We start from the raw sequence: 15,452 nt of genomic DNA, 5'->3' as shown, positions 1-15,452 counted from the left end.
TGATGGTTGTAGGCCAGCGATCCGCGCTATTAATGGTGGTAGCTGCGCGACTCTGAGCGTCGAACTTGACCGTCGTATCGGGGGGACGAACATGGCAAAGCCGGAGGACGACGCCCGCAAAGCGCTGCTGGACCGGGCGCAAGCGCTTCTCTCCAACGATGCTTCTCCGACTGTCAAGAAAAGCCTCAAAAGCAATCTTGAGCCGCTGGCCGCGGCGTTGTTGCTCGAATGGATCGTGGGCGACAAACGCTTCGAGAGTCAGAGTCAGCAGACCGAATATTGGCTCTCCCGATTCTATGAGGGAATATTCGTCGACGAGCAGCCCGATGCAACGCGGATCTACGAACGATTCGGGATCAATCTGGCGCGCGCCGGATATCTGGCCCGCCTGCTGCGCGCCCGGCGAGCTTCTCAATGGCGCCAAGCGGCGCGAGCCGAATTGAAGACGCAGCTCGAACGGTACAAGGCCCGTGCCGAGGAAGCCAGGAAAGAAGGCCAAGGTCACGTCACCGAGTTCGACGTAAGCCTGTCACCTGGCGCCGCCGACGAGATGCGTGTCGTCTACGACCGGCTAGCGGCCTTCATGGCCGAGCGCGAACGGCCGAAACCTCCAAAAGCGAAGCCGGGCTTCGGAAATTCCAGATGGTTCGGCGTGCCGGCTGAAACGCTCCTTTCGATCCTTGAGGCAATTGCGACCGGAGATGGCATATGAATGCAAATCCCTTGGCGACTGTTGGCTTGATGCTGACGCTGGCCGGCCTTGTCGGCAGTTTCTTTAATATTCAGCTCAGCCAATGGCTTCGTGACCTCGTTGCGCTCGCGCAGAAGGTGAAGCTCAACAAGGCGCAAGGCAACGACAACCAGCAGAAGGCGATCGTCGAGTGCAAGATCGAGATCGAGAAACTCGCCAATGTCCAAAGCTATGTGATCAACGGACTGGTTCTAGCATTTGTCGTTTTCGTCCTCGTCAACGGTCTTGTCATGATCGAGGCAGCATCCGCCGACCCATTATATCCGCATGTCCATCGCGCTCTCTGGGTTTTTCTTTCGTTCTTCATCGCTGTGTCGCTGTGGTTGAGTTTTGACGGTTGGCGCATCGCCAGGGGCATTCGGACGACGCTTGCGCAAAAGCCATAAACCCATCAAACGTTCGCGTTCACAGGCGTCGAAATCCAACCCAACGCTTTGGGACATCGCCAAGGCGCTGTTTGCAAACGACGTTGCGCGTGATCGTGCCTATACGTTGCGGCGTTATCAGGTCGAGACCGCGATCCGCGCAGTTGAAATCGCGCTCGCGGGCCGGAATGCCGGAATTGAACTTCCAACCGGAACCGGCAAAACGCTGATCGCGTGCCTTGTGGCAGCGCTCTGGAAGAAAATGCGCCCCCCCAGCCGCGTGCTGCTGATCGTGCCGTCACGCACCCTGGTCGTTCAGCACTTCGATGTGGCGCTCTGGATTGCGAAGAGCCTGATGGTGGACCGGCTGACCGACGACCAGTCCGGCGATCCCGGAGCGCTGCGACGGACGATTCTGCGAAGTGACCTTCTTGTTTCGACGCCCGGAATCCTCGCCGGGGCCGTCGCGCGGGGCATCGCCGATGACGTGATTGCATCTTTCGATCTCGTGATTGTGGACGAGTTCGATCAGTTCGTTGTCGTTGACGAGACCGATCGAGAAAGCGCCGTGCGGTATGCCGAGCTCTGGCAACGGCTGGTGCGGGAGCTTCCGGCCGCGGCGCGATATCTCGTCAAGGCGGCAACCCTCGGACTTGCCTCGCAGGAGCCAAAGCGTCGAGTCCTGACCAAGGCCCCAGCGACGTTCAGCGTTGATTGGCAGGCTGCTCAACCCGGTGGCGATCACGGTTCCCGAACAGAGCTATGCCGCGGTAATTCTGTTCCAACCAATCCGGATGTCCCGGGTGCGCGATCGCAATGTCGCTGTACTGCTTGAGGCTGTCGACGTCTCGAAAGGCAAAACCCAACTCCGGCTCCATGAGGCGATTGGTCCGGTGGACTACAAAGACGTCGAGCGGCGCGCGCGGCAGTTGTGCGAAGGCGCGCCGAATCGTTCGGTTCAGCTCCGTTCGGGAGCGGGCGCGATGCGCTCGATCTTCCTCACCAACCGGTACGTCAGGCGTTCTGCGGCATCACCAAACTGATGATGATGCCACAACATATCCTCGAAGACCTGACGAGGGGTCTGGGAGCAGACTTCGGTGACTGCAAAATTAGAACCCGGCGCAACGAGATCGCATATCTGGACAGATCCGCCGCATGCTGACCGAGAAGACGTCACCTATGACGAAATGAAAGCGGCTTTTGAGGATAGCTGCTTCAAGATCGTCCTCGACAACAACGCGCTGATTTGCACAGCGAACCCGCTGCGCGTCTCGATTGCCTGCACCACCTTCTGCGGGATGCACGATCATCTTGATGCTCCCCGAGCGAATGCAGGCGTAATCACCCCAGGCAGCCCGTCGATACCGCAAGCCAAGCATCGGCAGGGCAGGCGCATGGGCTGGTTATTGCGTTTGCCAGCATAGGATATTTGCACCTCGAAGGGGCTTGAAGCTTACGCAGCGTCAAGTTGTATATTGCCAGCCTTCGTGATGTCTAAGGGAGCAAAACGGCCGGGAATGGTAACCAGCGCTGGTGATTGACGACGAGACTCACCGCATATGATGCTCAGCTGCGCCACCGAGTTCGGTCCGCTGATCGTCTTCTATGCTGTGAATGCGAAATTCCAGTTGATGGCGGAGGCTCAATTCTCAGGGGTGGGAGCAAGGAGTATCGCGGAGAAAGACTGCACCGCACCTACCTGGATTGGTGGCCGCCGAATCCAACCGTTGGTCTATGCTGGTCCGTCAGGATTTGCAGATTTAGGAGAGATTAGGAGAGACGAGAATGGCTAAACGCGCACGCATTCGCTACGTCAACAAGACGGACAGAAAGAACCCTCACGAAAGAATCACACATGTTTGGGAGCTAACCCCGACGGAACGCCGTGGAAGCGATTCATTGATCAGGCTATCAAAGATATCGAGATAATCATGGTTTGCAATCGCACTGCGTGGGTTATGGACCGGAGCAATCCGTCCGACGCACAACGAGATGCCGGGCATGATCCTGTCGGCGGTCGATATCGTGCGCCGTCATGGTGATCTGCTCGATGAAGCCATCGTCCGCCGCGAGCTCGAAGGCAACATCTGTCGCTGTACCGGCATCACAACATCGTCAAGGCGGTGCTGGATGCGGCCGGCCGCATGAAGGTTTCGCAGGCCGCCGAATAAGCGGCGCGGCTCCGCCGATCGAGAGTCGCTGCGCTTTCAAACGTAAGTGCGCAAATAAAGTTGCTCGGGAAGACGGACATGGGCCTGGATGGGATTGGCGCCAGCGTTGTGCGCAAGGAAGGCAAGGGGTTCATTACTGGCACGGGCCGGTCCGTGGACGACATCAAATTGCCAAGCATGACCTATGCCCATTTCATCCGCAGCCCGCATGCACACGCCAAGGTAAAGAACATCGATGCCTCCGCCGCGTTGGTGATGCCTGGCGTGGTTGCGGTGCTCAATGGCAAGCAGATCGTCGACGACAAGGTCGGAAACCTGATCTGCGACTGGGCCATCGCCTTCAAGGACGACAGCCCGATGAAGATGGGCGCATGGCCTGCGATGGCGCCGGCGACGGTGCGCTTCGTCGGACAGGCAGTTGCGGTCGTGATCGCCGAAAGCGAGAATCTGGCGCGCGATGCGGCGGAGGCTGTGGTCGTCGACTACGAAGAGTTGGCGGCGGTTGCCGACCTGCACGCCACGATCAAGGCCGGCGCGCCGCAACTTCTCCCCAAAGCTCCCGGTAACCAGGTCTATGACTGGGTCATCGGCGACGAAACTTCAGTGAACGGCGCCTTCGCGAAGGCCGTGAACGTGTTGAAGATGGATGTCACCAACAACCGCCTCGCGCCCAATCCGATGGAGCCACGCTCGGCGATCGCCGACGATGACGCGGCCGAGGAGCACTACACGATCGCCGCGCATGCGCTGGAGGCTTCGGAGGCCGACATCGTCATCGAGAACGACGAGTTCAAGGTCACCGGCACCGACAAGTCGATCGCGCTGCCGATGGTCGCGCCCGTCGCCTACACCGCGTACAATCTGCCCGAGGGCATGGAGCCGGGCCTGAAGGAAAGCGCTTTCTACGACCCGACCAACTTCACCTTCCGGGCCGGCGCCTATATCTGCGAGCTCAAGGTCGACCCGGGCACCAGCAAGACCTCCTTCGTCAACTTCGTCGCGGCCGACGATTTCGGCCGCCTCAAGGAGGTAACCAGAAAGCTGGGAGCTTGAAGACAGATCATATCCTTGCGGTCAACGATCGGAGTAAGCACCTCCCTCGTAAACAACATCATACCTTAGGCAATCTTAAGGAGGAGACAAGATGTCGATCACGATGACTCATAACGCCAAGTCTGCCGCTGAGGACCGTACTCAGCCGATGGGGAATTTCAAACTTGCGGCAGGAGTCACTCTGGCGGTGCTAGCGCTGATGGTGTTCTGGCGCATCTTTCAGCAGGTCTATGCTTGGAGTGCCGGCCTGGATTCGACTGAGCCCGCGTTCGATGCCGCCTGGATGACGTTGCTGAAGGTTGAGCTTAGCGTCATCCCTTTGCTCTGGGTGGTGACCTGGGCGTATCTATGGTTCACGCGAGACCGCAATCTTGGCGTGCTCAAACCGCGGGAAGAGCTCCGGCGCTACTTCAATCTGGTCCTATTCATCTTCGTCTATGCCTTTTGCGTCTGGTTCGCTACCAGCTTCTTTGCCGAGCAGGACGCCTCATGGCATCAGGTTGTGGTCCGGGATACAAGCTTCACGCCAAGTCACATCGTGCTGTTCTACGGCACCATGCCACTCTACGTGCTGTTTGGCGTGGGATCATTTCTGTACGCGATGACGAGGCTGCCGAAGTTCGCAACGCAGATCTCAATTCCATTCGTGCTCGCGGTTGTAGGTCCGTTTCTAATATTGCCGAACTTGGGCTACAACGAGTGGGGCCATGCCTTCTTCCTGATGGAAGAGGTGTTCTCCTATCCCTTGCACTGGGGTTTTGTCGTGATGGGCTGGAGTGTGCTGGCCATGGGTGGGCTCCTGATCCAGATCGCGATGCACATGCTTGAAGTGATCGGGCGGCTTTCTCAAGAGGACGAAGTTTCGGTCGCCACCCAGCGCTGAAACCGCTTATGAACCATTAATCGCTGACAGCCCGGCATGTGCAAAGCATGCGTAATCATGTCGGGCGTCGGCTTCCAGGAAGTCGATCTCAACTCGGTAAAAGAATTAGGAGGAAGCCATGCAAGGAGGAACGTCTGTGAGACTGTATGGCCTCGAATGGCCTAAAGAGTCAGCAAGAATCTCAAGAGTGTTTGACCTTCTCCTCGCCGCCATCCTTTTTCTGGCCGTCTCCGGCGCATTCCACCTGCATTACATGCTGACCGCAGGGGACTGGGATATGTGGATCGATTGGAAAGACAGACAGTGGTGGGTCACCCTGACTCCAATTATGGCCATAACATTCCCTGCAGCTTTGCAGTATGTGTTTTGGACGAAATTTAGACTTCCAATCGCCGCTACATTTGCGGTCGTTTGTCTCCTGTTCGGTCAGTGGATAAATCGATATTTCGGTTTCCACCTGTGGTCGTACTTTCCGATGAGCGAGGTCATTCCAGCGCTGCTGATACCTGGCGCACTAGTCCTCGATGTCGCTCTTTTGCTGACCGGGAATTTTTTGTTCACGGCGATGTCCGGCGCCTTTGCATTCGCACTGCTTTTCTACCCGACTAACTGGTTTTGGCTGGCGCCATATCGGCTACCCGTAGAAGTGATGGGGCAGCTCGTTTCCGTGGGCGATTACATCAGCTATGCCTTCACCCGCACCGCACTGCCTGAGTATATCCGGCTGATAGAGCGAGGCACGCTTCGAACTTTTGGTGGCCACTCAGCCATTATCGCGTCCTTTTTCTCGGCGTTCGTATCCATACTGATGTATTTGGCGTGGTGGCATATCGGAATGCTCCTCGCTCGTGTGGTAACGACGCCAAACACCCTGAAAAATTTCATGGGGCTCACCGATAAGGATGAGGCCAGCTGAGACAGCCCAAAAAGCGATAGACGGTACCAGCCTGCAAGGGCGCTTCGTCGCAGCCGAATGATTCTGCTGGGACTGTGGAGGACTCCAAATGAGAACATTCTGTTTCCACGAAAGCTCATGCGTGCGTGTAGTTTTATCGGCAGCGGCGGCGATCATGCAGATCGGAATACTGACCTTCGTCCCAGATGCTGCTCTGGCGCATGGTGAGCGCAATCAGGAGCCGTTTCTGCGGATGCGAACGGCTCATTTTTACGATGTGAAGTGGAGCACGAACGAAATTCCCGTGAACGGTGAAATCGTTGTCACCGGCAAGTTCCGACTCTTCCCGATCTGGCCAGTCAACCTACCCCTTCCCGAAGCGGCCTTTCTGGGAAACGGGACGCCGGGCCCGGTGCTAGCCCGAACCGAGAGCTACATTAATGGCGTCCCAGCAATTCAGTCCACCAAACTGGAGTTGAACCGGGACTATGAATTCAAAACAGTGCTCAAAGGACGAGTGCCAGGCCACCATCACGTCCATCCGATGATCAACGTGATGGGAGCCGGGCCGCTGCTCGGTCCGGGAAACTGGCTGACGGTGACGGGGAACGAAGGCGACTTCAAGCTTTCAATCAAAACTCTCAGTGGCGAGACTATCGACAATCTCGAAACCTGGGGCCTTGACAGGGTGTTCGTCTGGCATGGCTTGTGGGTTGCGGTCGCCATCGTGTGGCTTGTCTGGTGGTTGCGCCGGCCGCTTCTGCTGCCTCGTTTTCGCGCGTTGACGGAAAAAGGCGGCGATCGATCTCAGCTCGTTACCAGCACCGATCGCCTATTCGGGGCCGGTTTGCTCGTGGCGACGATTCTCATCGTATTCTTCGGCTTTCAGGCGACCGACACCGCTTATCCAAGGACGGTGCCGCTGCAGGGGTCCCGCGCAACCGTCGAGCCCCTACCGGAAGTGCCTGAGCAGGTCAAAGTTGTGGTCAACAAGTCAAACTATGACGTCCCTGGCCGCTCGCTTCGTATGAACGTGACACTGACGAACAATGGGAGCTCGTCAGAACAGCTTGGCGAGTTCTTAACTTCCAATCAGCGCTTCATCAACCATGAGGTTAGCCAGGCAATGGCGACGGTGGATCCGAATTACCCCAAGGAATTGCTTCCTCCGAATGGGCTTAAGGTGAGCGACAGCCGACCGCTCAAGCCGGGTGAAACGAAGACAGTCGATATCGAAGCGGCCGACGCGGCATGGGAAACGGAGCGCTTGAGTAGCCTGATCAACGATCCGGACAACACGTTGGGAGGACTGTTGTTCTTCTATGACGAGCACGGCAAGCGGACAATCTCAAACGTCAGCGGCCCCATGGTCCCTGTATTCACCGATCCCGACAACCGCACGGCTGAGAATCCGAAAGGAGGTGCGGGTTGAACATCGTAAAAGCCGCGGTGCTTGGAATTCCACCTTTGCTCCTCATCCTAGATTGCGGCGGGGCGCGGCCAGCGATTGCACACGGGGGAGTATCGATGGAGAAAGACGTGTGCAAGCTTCGCGCCGGGCCCTATATGATGCATTTTACCGGATACCAGCCGGCCAAGCAGGGGAATCAGGAATTTTGCGAGGACATTCCGGAAATTGGCCGCACGGTCATCGTCTTGGATGCCGTCGGCGATGTGCTACGTGATCTGCCCATCGAGGTGCGGTTGTTGCGAGACGCCGGCAACGACGTAGACGGCGAGGCCGTCCTTCGAATCCCGCCAAAAAAATATCCGACAGGCTCACTATCGTTTCAGTACACGTTCCCCGAATCCGGGCGCTTTGTGGGCCTCGTGACAGTCGGCGACGGACCGAAATACGTATCGAGATTTCCGTTTTCGGTTGGTTACGGCAACGGAATTTGGGTCCGATATAGGGACAGTTTCGCAATCGTTCTAGGAACGCTGGCAGCCGGAGCCGCCCTGTTTTGGTACTCCACGTTGCGCAAGGAAAGCTAGGCTAGCATTTTGCCGGCCGCTGTCCGGCAATAAGGGTCACACTCATGTCTCACGAAAAACACGGAAACAAGAGCGATTGCATCCGAGTAGCGACGGGGCCATCACTTGATCGGGCTGGCACGCCAAACTTGACCGCCGGCACCGGCAGGGCGCGAACTAGGCTGATTCAAGAGACGGTAAAAGAACTCTCGTCCGCAAGCAGGCGTCCGGTATCAGCGCTTGGCATCACGTTGCTGTGCGTTGGCCTCGTGTGCCTGCCGACGGCTGTCTCTGCACATGCCGCTCTCGTGAAGTCCGATCCCGCGAGCCGGGCAGTGTTAGCTCATTCGCCGCAGCAGATCGAACTGTGCTTCAACGAACGCATAGAGCTCAAGTTTTCGAAAGTGGAGCTCAAGAACGCCAACGGTCAGTCGCTAACGCTCGGCGATTTGAAAGCAGGCAATGATCCGAAGTGCATGGTAACGGCAGTATCTGACATTAGACCGGGCAGCTATTCGGTTCATTACCGCGTGCTCTCGCAAGACGGGCATGTGGTGGACTACGGCTATCAGTTCACCGTCGAGGAACGTTAGGCATGCGGAATGACGGTATTGTTTTCAGCTCTGTGCAAGGCCATCGCTGACATTGCGCTTGCATGGGTCATAGGCGGTGTACTCTTTCTGTTGTTGGCAGGGCCGTCTTCCGATCCGTTCCTTGCCGCTTGGCAAAGACGAGTGAAGGAGAGCTTTCTCTGGGCGGCCAGCATTTCCCTCTTCGGCACCGCTGGGCTATTTATCGCTCAAGTCGCGATTGCGACGGATATGGCACTACCGGAGATAGTAGCGTCTGGCCAGGCGCTGGAAAGCTTCGGATTTGACACACATTACGGTCGGATCACGCTTGCAAGGTTAGCGCTCTCTCTTCTTTTGCTGCTGTCGACAGCGATCCTAATTCGCGGCTGGTCGAGGGAGCAGAAACGTTCAGCTTCAATCGTGACAGCCGGGACAGCAGCACTGATCGCGCTGATTGGTCCACTTGCTGGACACGCCGCCGGGGAAGACGACAGCCGTTGGCTCGTTCCGACCTATCAACTTCATGTGCTCGCGGTTTCTGCTTGGCTTGGGGCCTTACCGGCTTGGATCTGGCTGGTGGCTTCGGTCGCTGTCACCCCCACGGAGACTCGGCGCGTCTATGTCGCAGCGACGCTGCGACGTTTCTCCCAACTAGCAATCGGTTTCGTGGTCGTCGTCGTCACATCAGGTTTGGTGCTCGCGTTTAGCTCCGCTAGTTCGGCTGGCGAGTGGCTTGGCACGACCTACGGTCAACTAATTATGACGAAGCTTGCTCTACTTGCATGCATCCTGTTGGTGGCCAATCGGATTCGCACGCGCTTCCTACCCGTCATGGAAACCGTAGGAGCAAAACCCGCGGCTTTTCTTGCAGGAGCTGGATGGGCAGCAACTGAATTATTTTGCGGTATTCTGATCGTCGGCTGCGCAGCCGCGCTCTCTTCAGTCATACCAGCACGACATGATCAGCCCATCTGGTGGCTGCCGTTTCGCTTTTCGATCGAAGCCACGTGGCCGGCGTGGCCGACGCCCGTTATCGCGTCGGGCGCCTTCTCACTAGCACTATTGTCACTGTTCTGGGGCCTGCTCGTTTGTTTGAGAAAGCCGCAAAAGGTAAAAGCAGTTGCAGCAAGCGCCGCCGCCGTTATTTCGGTCGTAGGCGGTCTGTCGCAGATATCCGTGCAAGCCTATCCCGATACGTACCGTCGCCCGTCGGTTGCCTATTCGACGATATCAATAACCAATGGAAAGCGTCTATTTGCCCAGAATTGTGCGGATTGCCACGGCAGCGGAGGGCTTGGCGATGGTCCGGCGGCGTCGACCCTTCCCAAGCCGGCCGCGAATTTGAGCGAACCGCATACTGCGCTGCACACGGCCGGTGACATGTTTTGGTGGCTTAGCCATGGAATTCCAAAAAGCGGCATGCCCGGATTTGCTGATGTATTGGACGAACAGGCCCGCTGGGATGTGATCAACTTCCTGCGGACGTTTTCAGAGGGATTTCAGGCGCGCCTCCTTTCGCCTGAAATCGTACCGGATCATCCGTGGCTGGGGGCTCCCAATTTTTTCTTAGAGGACGAAAATGGGGCGGAGAGGGAGCTGAAGGACTTCCGTGAGCAGAGCAATGTGCTGCTCGTGTTTCCCGAAAAGTCCGACGCAATGCGCGTCGAACAGCTACGCCTTGAGCAGAAAAGATTCCGGAAAGAACGATTGTGGGCGATTATCGTGTCGCCGGACGCAAAGCTGGCGGCGGGCGTCCCGAATGTCCGGCATGGAGCACAAGAGGTTAGAGAAACTTACGATCTGCTCTCCCGGAGCACCACAAATCGTGGAGATCCCAAGCGTTTGGAAATGGGAAGACATTCCATGGAATTCCTAATCGACAGGTTCGGATACATCCGTGCGCGCTGGTTGCACGAGGAGGACGAATGTGGTTGGGAAAATTCCGACGAGCTGATCTCGCGCGTCCGAGTTCTCAATAGAGAGTCCAAAAATCTCCCGCCACCCGCTCAACATGTGCACTGAACTAGTGGAAATCTTTCAGGGCTCGCAAACAAAGGAGGAAAGCATGCAAATATCATCGCGTCCCAGCCGGTTTGGCGATCGATTCGAACAGTTCATTTGGTGCATGATTCTTGTGGCTGGCGCTCTGGTCGCGGCTCCAGCCCACGCACAACACCATGAGCCGGGCATGCACCATATGCACGGGTCTGACGGTGCGCCCGTTGCGAGATCGGGAAATACCGGCGAGCTGCCCGCATTGAAGATCCTCCTGCCGCAATCGGGTAATACCATCGGCGAGCGTGTTGCTTTCGTTTTCCAAGCCGACGATAACATCGCAGAAATGACCATGAGCTCTGCCAATCCGAGCGTTCATCTGCATGTTGCGATGGACGAAACCGAGCTAATGCCAATGGCAGACCAACTGATTCAGCTTGGTGATGGCCGCTATCTCTATGTTTTCGATCTACCTGCCAAGCCTGGTCGGCACACAATAAGACTCTATTGGGCGGATCTGCAGCATCACACAATCTCCGAGACGGTACAGACCCTCAACGTCGTTGTGAAGGAATCAAAATGAGCAAGCCGTCAATCATTGGGGGCTTAGGTGTGAGCCATTATCAGGAAAGTCATGCGAGTGCGCTAGCTGATCCGGGAGGATTTTGGGCGGACGCTGCGAACGAGGCTTTAACCATCGCTGACTCTGGCCGGCTAAAGCCTGCGGTTTTGTGACTTAGTCAGACTGGTCGTCCTTCGACATCACGTGATCGCAATAACTACAGAGTTCGTGCGAGTCCCAAGAGGCATTATTCGGGGCGAGCGAAGTGCTGCACCGCAAGCACTCGTCGAGTTCGAGCTGACACCAAGCGCAGCAACCCTGAGATTATCAGGTAATGACTTGATGGCCTTATCGTTCAGTAGACCTCACGAGATCTGTCGTCGCAAGCAGCTTACCGTCATCATCGATAATGAGCCCAATAGTGACTTCTATCTTCTGCATACTTCTCCAAAGCAGGCCTCCGTAACGCCCGGAGGCATCAACGGAAGCCGAATGCCTTGGGCAAACGGCGAACGAGATGAGACGATTATTGGGCAGGAGAATTGATTTTCAACCGCTCGGGCGAAATTGCGCGCTGCGCCTCTCGGTGTTGCATAGATCAACGCATATGCAACCCGGATCGACTGCCTTTGTCGCGATGGCTGGCGTAGGCAGTCGGAGCTGGTCTGCAACAGGCGGCGGTACTTGAACCGTCAACCAGTGAACCCGCTTGTCCAGCAGGCCCACGCGGCCAAGTTCGTCAGGCCATGTTCAAGATATCGCAACAACAGCATATCCTGCGGACATCAGGTCGCCCGCGATACGGCCGCAATGTCACCTTTCAGGAGACTTCACGAATTCCACAGCGAGTGGGGCCGGCGCCGGAGTTGGTTGAGGCCGTGGTAGCGGCGGCAGCTTCTTCCAGCGGGCTTCTTCGAGGGCGCTGACGACCCCTTGCAGAAGGATGTCTGCGTAATTCGTGATAAGGCGGGCGCAAACCGTCGATACAATTCCGCCGTTGGATGCAGTGTAGAAAATCAGCCGGGGACGCTCCGGTGACATGTAGACAGATGAAGTGTCCTTGTCGGACGCGAGCGCCTCGGCAAACGCGAAACCCATTGGCGGGGAACGGTTCTGTGCCGCGCTAAATTCGGCCGGCGAGCCCGGCCAGGAAGTGTCTCGCGGAATCCCCGTATACACGACCGGACATTTCTGCAGTGGGCCCGAGCCCGGCAGAGAGCTGACATTGCTGATGATCAGGTCGTAGGGCTCATCATCGAGCGCCGCCTGCCGTGCAAGCTTCAGCGCATCCTCCGGCGACAGGGCTCGCTGAACGCTGACGTTCATCGCCGCCAACGCTTGTCGTTCGACAACGTTGTTGGGCAGGTTGGTGTCCAGCCATAACACCCGCGCGCCTGAAACGGCACCACCAACCCTTGCCGCACGCGCGAGAGCGCCTTCCAAGAACTCGCCGTTTCCTTGAAGTAGCGGAGCGCTACCCTTTAGATCGGCGAATTTCTTTTCTGCGGCTTCCCGGTCAAACTTGACGCCAAATGCTTCACCGTGCGTGATCGTCGAAAGCCAGTCGAACAATCTTTCGCGGTTCGCGTAGGCATAAACCACCACGACGATCGTGACTATGATCCTCAGGAAAGTGCTGATCTGTCGGAGCAGGCTGTCAATAATAGACTCAGAAGGGGCAGGTGCTTCTTCAACTTTCATTTGCGGACCCCGTAGATCAAAGCTGAATCGCCTCGACGGTCTGGCGAGCCGACGCTTCATCTTGAAATTTGGCGACTTACCGCGCGTTGTCATGCGTCTGTGCGAAACCGTTGGAAGCGCCTCTCCTCATGTCACAGAGGCGCCGCAATGAACAAACAAAAATTGTGGCGTTGCAAGCGGAATTCGAGCGTCTTAAGGGCGATGGTCCTCGCTCCCGAACCTCACGAAACGTCTTGGTAAGCCATGCCGCATGGGCCAACCCATTGAGGTTGATATGTCTTGAAGCCTTTCAAGCGCACCGATTTCTCAAGACGTACCGCAACAAGACGGACAAGAACGATGCCCGCGACCTCGCGCAGCTCGTGCGTATGGGAGGAGAATTTATCCGGCCCGTCACTGTCCGCGCTCGCAGACCAGGAGGATCGGACGCTGTCCGTCTCCTCGATGGGACGCTTTATTATGCGGCTGCCGCCGCAAAGACCCTAAGGGCTTCGCCCTCGCGCGTGCAAGCCCCTTCCGCCCAGAACGCAAGAAAACTGCCGCCAAGCGAAGGGCGTCAATTTTCTTGCGTTCTGGTTCCCAGCGAAGGGGCTTTCCGCTTGCCACCCCATGCGCCGCGCCGACCGCATCCTGTCGAGCTTTCGGCGGAAGATCAGGCTGCTCTTGATGTGGCTCAAGGCGAGTTCGACCGGCTGACCGAGCAGCATCAAACGGCCGAGGAACTGCCCGATGAGGTGGATGCACGGTTCGGTGAACTGGGGGTCAAGGTCGAGCAGCTGGAAGCGAAACGGCAGGCCTATGATCCGGTGATGTCGCGCGCGGCGGCGCTTTCGTCATCCTCAATCATGACGGCACCGTCAGGATCGAACGCGGTTTCATCCGCCCTGAGGATGACAAATCCCGCAATGAGACCGGGCTGGACGGCGACGGCCAAGCACCAGATGAGGAGGGTAAAGGGGACGATGCAGCCATGCGCGACGGTGATCGGGAGTCCTCGGATTGTTTGATCGATTTGCCTTGAGGTACTGAAACAGTCGCAATTTTTGGTGCTGCCAAGAATCCCCCGCCGGCGCGAACGACTTTAGACTTAGCCAGCTTCCGGAATCTGCGCCACGAGCGTGCGAACGGTGTCGAGGCAAGTCTCCTGCTCATGTTCCCATCCAGGCTGGATGTCGAGTTCAGCAAGGTCAGCCTTGAGGTAGTCGACGCGGATGCTATTGACGCGTTGAAGAAGGTCTTTCTTCTTCGAAGCGACTGCGCCCAGGTTTGTGGAGAGGGTGTCGCCGTAATCCTTCTTGATGACCGCAATATCGAAAATGTCACGCGGCTTCAGCATCGTTGAACGATGGTACATCTTCTTGAGCGCGATCTCAGCCGGTGGCTCGACCACAATTGTTGGCTTCCAGCCCGCTCGAATTGATGTCAGATCAATTTCTTTCTCGATCGGATCAAGATCCGAGAGATTGCCGCTGACGATGAAGTCGATCTCTCCCTCGGGATATCTGAGCTTGAGATAGTGCGCGGCCTTGTCCCAACCGGTGCAATTCCACACGTCTGTGGTGTCGGGAGACAACAAGGCAAGGTCTTGAGGATCATCGATGAACGCATCGATGTCCCGGCTCAGCCGGTGGTTGGTGTAGATCATCAGGGCTGTGCCACCACCCAGGACCCAATCGGGGACCGGCTGCCCCTGTTGTTTGAGCTCCGAAAGCCCGTCTAGCGTTCGGCCAAGAAGTTTACGCCAGCCGCTCAAGTGCCTTCTCCAATGCTGGATTGCTTTCGCCGGTCGTTGACTTCATCGATTCATAGGAAGCCGCCAAGTCTTGAATGGGAATGGCGTGGCGTTGTGCAAATTCCAGAACAAGCTCGGGGCGTACTTCCGTGAAGAACGTTGCGACATGTGCAATCCAATTTCGCCAATCTCTCGAGGTTATACGAGCCACGAGGTCGGTCGAACTCATCGTTCGGCGATACGGAGCGTTCGTGGTACCGAGAACGAGTTGATCGATATCACTTGATCCGAATGCGCGGCTGGAAGAGGGCAGGCTGTTATTTTCAGCGTTTGTCGCAGGACCTGTCGTTTTTTCTGTATCGAGCTCAAACGCATCCGCCAAGCCGCGACGGCGATCCTCGAGGCGCTTCAGTGTCATGACATCGTCGACGAGAACCCGTCGATGCCGTCCGACCAGCCGGAAAGGAAGCTTGCCTGAGTCCATCCGTTGGTAAACCAGCGGCCGAGAGATGCCGAGAATTTCGGCCGCCTTCTCGGGAGAGATCTCGGGATCAGACTTGAGAAGGAAAACCTCACCTGTTTCAGCCAGTGCCGTGAGAATGCTTTTCATGGCATGGAGCAGAGACGGCGGCATTTCTGCTGCGACTATCTCACCATCAGCCTGGGTGACGAAGAGACCGGCGTTCTCGAGCATCGCGGCGCGGTCGAGAAATTTAGCTCCCTTTCGCGCTTCGTCACGTTCGCTACTTTCAATCTTCAGCCGGGTCAGATCTTCGGCCAAATCGGCCTCCATCT

Annotated in this window: 16 protein-coding genes and 2 pseudogenes; 15 read left to right on the top strand and 3 right to left on the bottom strand. The window is 57.0% G+C overall.

All coding sequences use genetic code 11. The features are described 5' to 3' along the window. The first annotated feature begins 91 nt into the window (after positions 1-91). From NLM27_RS24935 to NLM27_RS24870, 14 genes and pseudogenes are all read left to right on the top strand, one after another. Positions 92-712, top strand: coding sequence for a hypothetical protein (locus NLM27_RS24935; protein ID WP_254145854.1), 621 nt, complete (start codon positions 92-94; stop codon positions 710-712). Positions 713-741: 29 nt separating this feature from the next. Next, positions 742-1,137 (top strand): hypothetical protein, encoded by a 396-nt coding sequence (locus tag NLM27_RS24930; protein WP_254145853.1) that lies wholly within the window; start codon positions 742-744, stop codon positions 1,135-1,137. Next, positions 1,121-1,951 carry a DEAD/DEAH box helicase gene (locus NLM27_RS24925; protein WP_254145852.1) on the top strand — a complete coding sequence of 277 codons (831 nt, stop codon included), beginning with the start codon at positions 1,121-1,123 and terminating at the stop codon, positions 1,949-1,951. Before NLM27_RS24930 ends, NLM27_RS24925 begins: the two co-directional genes overlap by 17 nt. Continuing rightward, positions 1,920-2,159: a hypothetical protein gene (locus tag NLM27_RS24920; protein ID WP_254145851.1), complete on the top strand. Its 240-nt coding sequence runs from the start codon at positions 1,920-1,922 to the stop codon at positions 2,157-2,159. The genes NLM27_RS24925 and NLM27_RS24920 overlap by 32 nt, the downstream gene beginning before the upstream one ends. 57 nt (positions 2,160-2,216) lie before the next feature. After that, complete coding sequence (locus NLM27_RS24915; protein ID WP_254145850.1) at positions 2,217-2,543, top strand: hypothetical protein; 327 nt, start codon at positions 2,217-2,219, stop codon at positions 2,541-2,543. 494 nt (positions 2,544-3,037) lie between these two features. Beyond that, positions 3,038-3,290 (top strand): annotated as a pseudogene (locus NLM27_RS24910) (2Fe-2S iron-sulfur cluster-binding protein); the annotation flags it as partial. A gap of 78 nt (positions 3,291-3,368) precedes the next feature. Further along, a pseudogene (locus NLM27_RS24905) lies at positions 3,369-4,313 on the top strand (molybdopterin cofactor-binding domain-containing protein); the annotation flags it as partial. A 121-nt stretch (positions 4,314-4,434) separates the two neighbouring features. Next, positions 4,435-5,226 (top strand): bacterial ammonia monooxygenase, subunit AmoC, encoded by a 792-nt coding sequence (gene amoC / locus NLM27_RS24900; RefSeq protein WP_254145849.1) that lies wholly within the window; start codon positions 4,435-4,437, stop codon positions 5,224-5,226. A gap of 118 nt (positions 5,227-5,344) precedes the next feature. Further along, on the top strand, positions 5,345-6,142 hold the full coding sequence (gene amoA, locus NLM27_RS24895; RefSeq protein WP_254145848.1) for a bacterial ammonia monooxygenase, subunit AmoA: 798 nt from the start codon (positions 5,345-5,347) through the stop codon (positions 6,140-6,142). Between the two features lie 88 nt (positions 6,143-6,230). Continuing rightward, on the top strand, positions 6,231-7,553 hold the full coding sequence (amoB, locus tag NLM27_RS24890; protein ID WP_254145847.1) for a bacterial ammonia monooxygenase, subunit AmoB: 1,323 nt from the start codon (positions 6,231-6,233) through the stop codon (positions 7,551-7,553). Positions 7,554-7,648: 95 nt separating this feature from the next. Beyond that, positions 7,649-8,116: a hypothetical protein gene (locus NLM27_RS24885; RefSeq protein ID WP_254145846.1), complete on the top strand. Its 468-nt coding sequence runs from the start codon at positions 7,649-7,651 to the stop codon at positions 8,114-8,116. Between the two features lie 128 nt (positions 8,117-8,244). Then, entirely contained in the window at positions 8,245-8,688 is a 444-nt protein-coding gene (locus NLM27_RS24880; RefSeq protein ID WP_254145845.1) for a copper resistance CopC family protein, read from the top strand. A 9-nt stretch (positions 8,689-8,697) separates the two neighbouring features. Beyond that, positions 8,698-10,689 (top strand): c-type cytochrome, encoded by a 1,992-nt coding sequence (locus NLM27_RS24875; RefSeq protein WP_254145844.1) that lies wholly within the window; start codon positions 8,698-8,700, stop codon positions 10,687-10,689. 43 nt (positions 10,690-10,732) lie between these two features. Further along, on the top strand, positions 10,733-11,245 hold the full coding sequence (locus NLM27_RS24870; protein ID WP_254145843.1) for a hypothetical protein: 513 nt from the start codon (positions 10,733-10,735) through the stop codon (positions 11,243-11,245). A 792-nt stretch (positions 11,246-12,037) separates the two neighbouring features. Here NLM27_RS24870 and NLM27_RS24865 read toward each other — a convergent pair. Further along, entirely contained in the window at positions 12,038-12,925 is an 888-nt protein-coding gene (locus NLM27_RS24865) for a response regulator receiver protein (RefSeq protein WP_254145842.1), read from the bottom strand. Between the two features lie 128 nt (positions 12,926-13,053). Between NLM27_RS24865 and NLM27_RS44015 the strand changes: the two genes are divergently transcribed. After that, the gene (locus NLM27_RS44015; protein WP_375142265.1) at positions 13,054-13,932 is read left to right on the top strand and encodes a hypothetical protein; all 879 of its coding nucleotides are present in this window, start codon (positions 13,054-13,056) and stop codon (positions 13,930-13,932) included. An 80-nt stretch (positions 13,933-14,012) separates the two neighbouring features. Here the strand turns inward: NLM27_RS44015 and NLM27_RS24855 are convergent, their stop codons facing one another. After that, positions 14,013-14,678 (bottom strand): nucleotidyl transferase AbiEii/AbiGii toxin family protein, encoded by a 666-nt coding sequence (locus tag NLM27_RS24855; RefSeq protein ID WP_254145841.1) that lies wholly within the window; start codon positions 14,676-14,678, stop codon positions 14,013-14,015. After that, the gene (locus NLM27_RS24850) at positions 14,662-15,438 is read right to left on the bottom strand and encodes a helix-turn-helix domain-containing protein (RefSeq protein ID WP_254145840.1); all 777 of its coding nucleotides are present in this window, start codon (positions 15,436-15,438) and stop codon (positions 14,662-14,664) included. The genes NLM27_RS24855 and NLM27_RS24850 overlap by 17 nt, the downstream gene beginning before the upstream one ends. Positions 15,439-15,452 lie beyond the last annotated feature (14 nt).

Origin of the sequence: Bradyrhizobium sp. CCGB12, assembly GCF_024199845.1 — a bacterium.
Lineage (GTDB): Bacteria > Pseudomonadota > Alphaproteobacteria > Rhizobiales > Xanthobacteraceae > Bradyrhizobium.
The sequence above is the reverse complement of the archived record's forward strand: the minus strand, read 5'-3'. Positions and strand labels throughout refer to the sequence as shown.

Bases quoted from the DNA above. Each gene is read 5' to 3' on its own strand.
- NLM27_RS24885 (WP_254145846.1), top strand. From the start codon at position 7,649: ATGGAGAAAGACGTGTGCAAGCTTCGCGCCGGGCCCTATATGATGCAT.
- amoB (WP_254145847.1), top strand. From the start codon at position 6,231: ATGAGAACATTCTGTTTCCACGAAAGCTCATGCGTGCGTGTAGTTTTA.
- amoA (WP_254145848.1), top strand. From the start codon at position 5,345: ATGCAAGGAGGAACGTCTGTGAGACTGTATGGCCTCGAATGGCCTAAA.
- NLM27_RS24930 (WP_254145853.1), top strand. From the start codon at position 742: ATGCTGACGCTGGCCGGCCTTGTCGGCAGTTTCTTTAATATTCAGCTC.
- NLM27_RS24870 (WP_254145843.1), top strand. From the start codon at position 10,733: ATGCAAATATCATCGCGTCCCAGCCGGTTTGGCGATCGATTCGAACAG.
- NLM27_RS24875 (WP_254145844.1), top strand. From the start codon at position 8,698: ATGACGGTATTGTTTTCAGCTCTGTGCAAGGCCATCGCTGACATTGCG.
- amoC (WP_254145849.1), top strand. From the start codon at position 4,435: ATGTCGATCACGATGACTCATAACGCCAAGTCTGCCGCTGAGGACCGT.
- NLM27_RS24865 (WP_254145842.1), bottom strand. From the start codon at position 12,925: ATGAAAGTTGAAGAAGCACCTGCCCCTTCTGAGTCTATTATTGACAGC.
- NLM27_RS44015 (WP_375142265.1), top strand. From the start codon at position 13,054: ATGTCACAGAGGCGCCGCAATGAACAAACAAAAATTGTGGCGTTGCAA.
- NLM27_RS24935 (WP_254145854.1), top strand. From the start codon at position 92: ATGGCAAAGCCGGAGGACGACGCCCGCAAAGCGCTGCTGGACCGGGCG.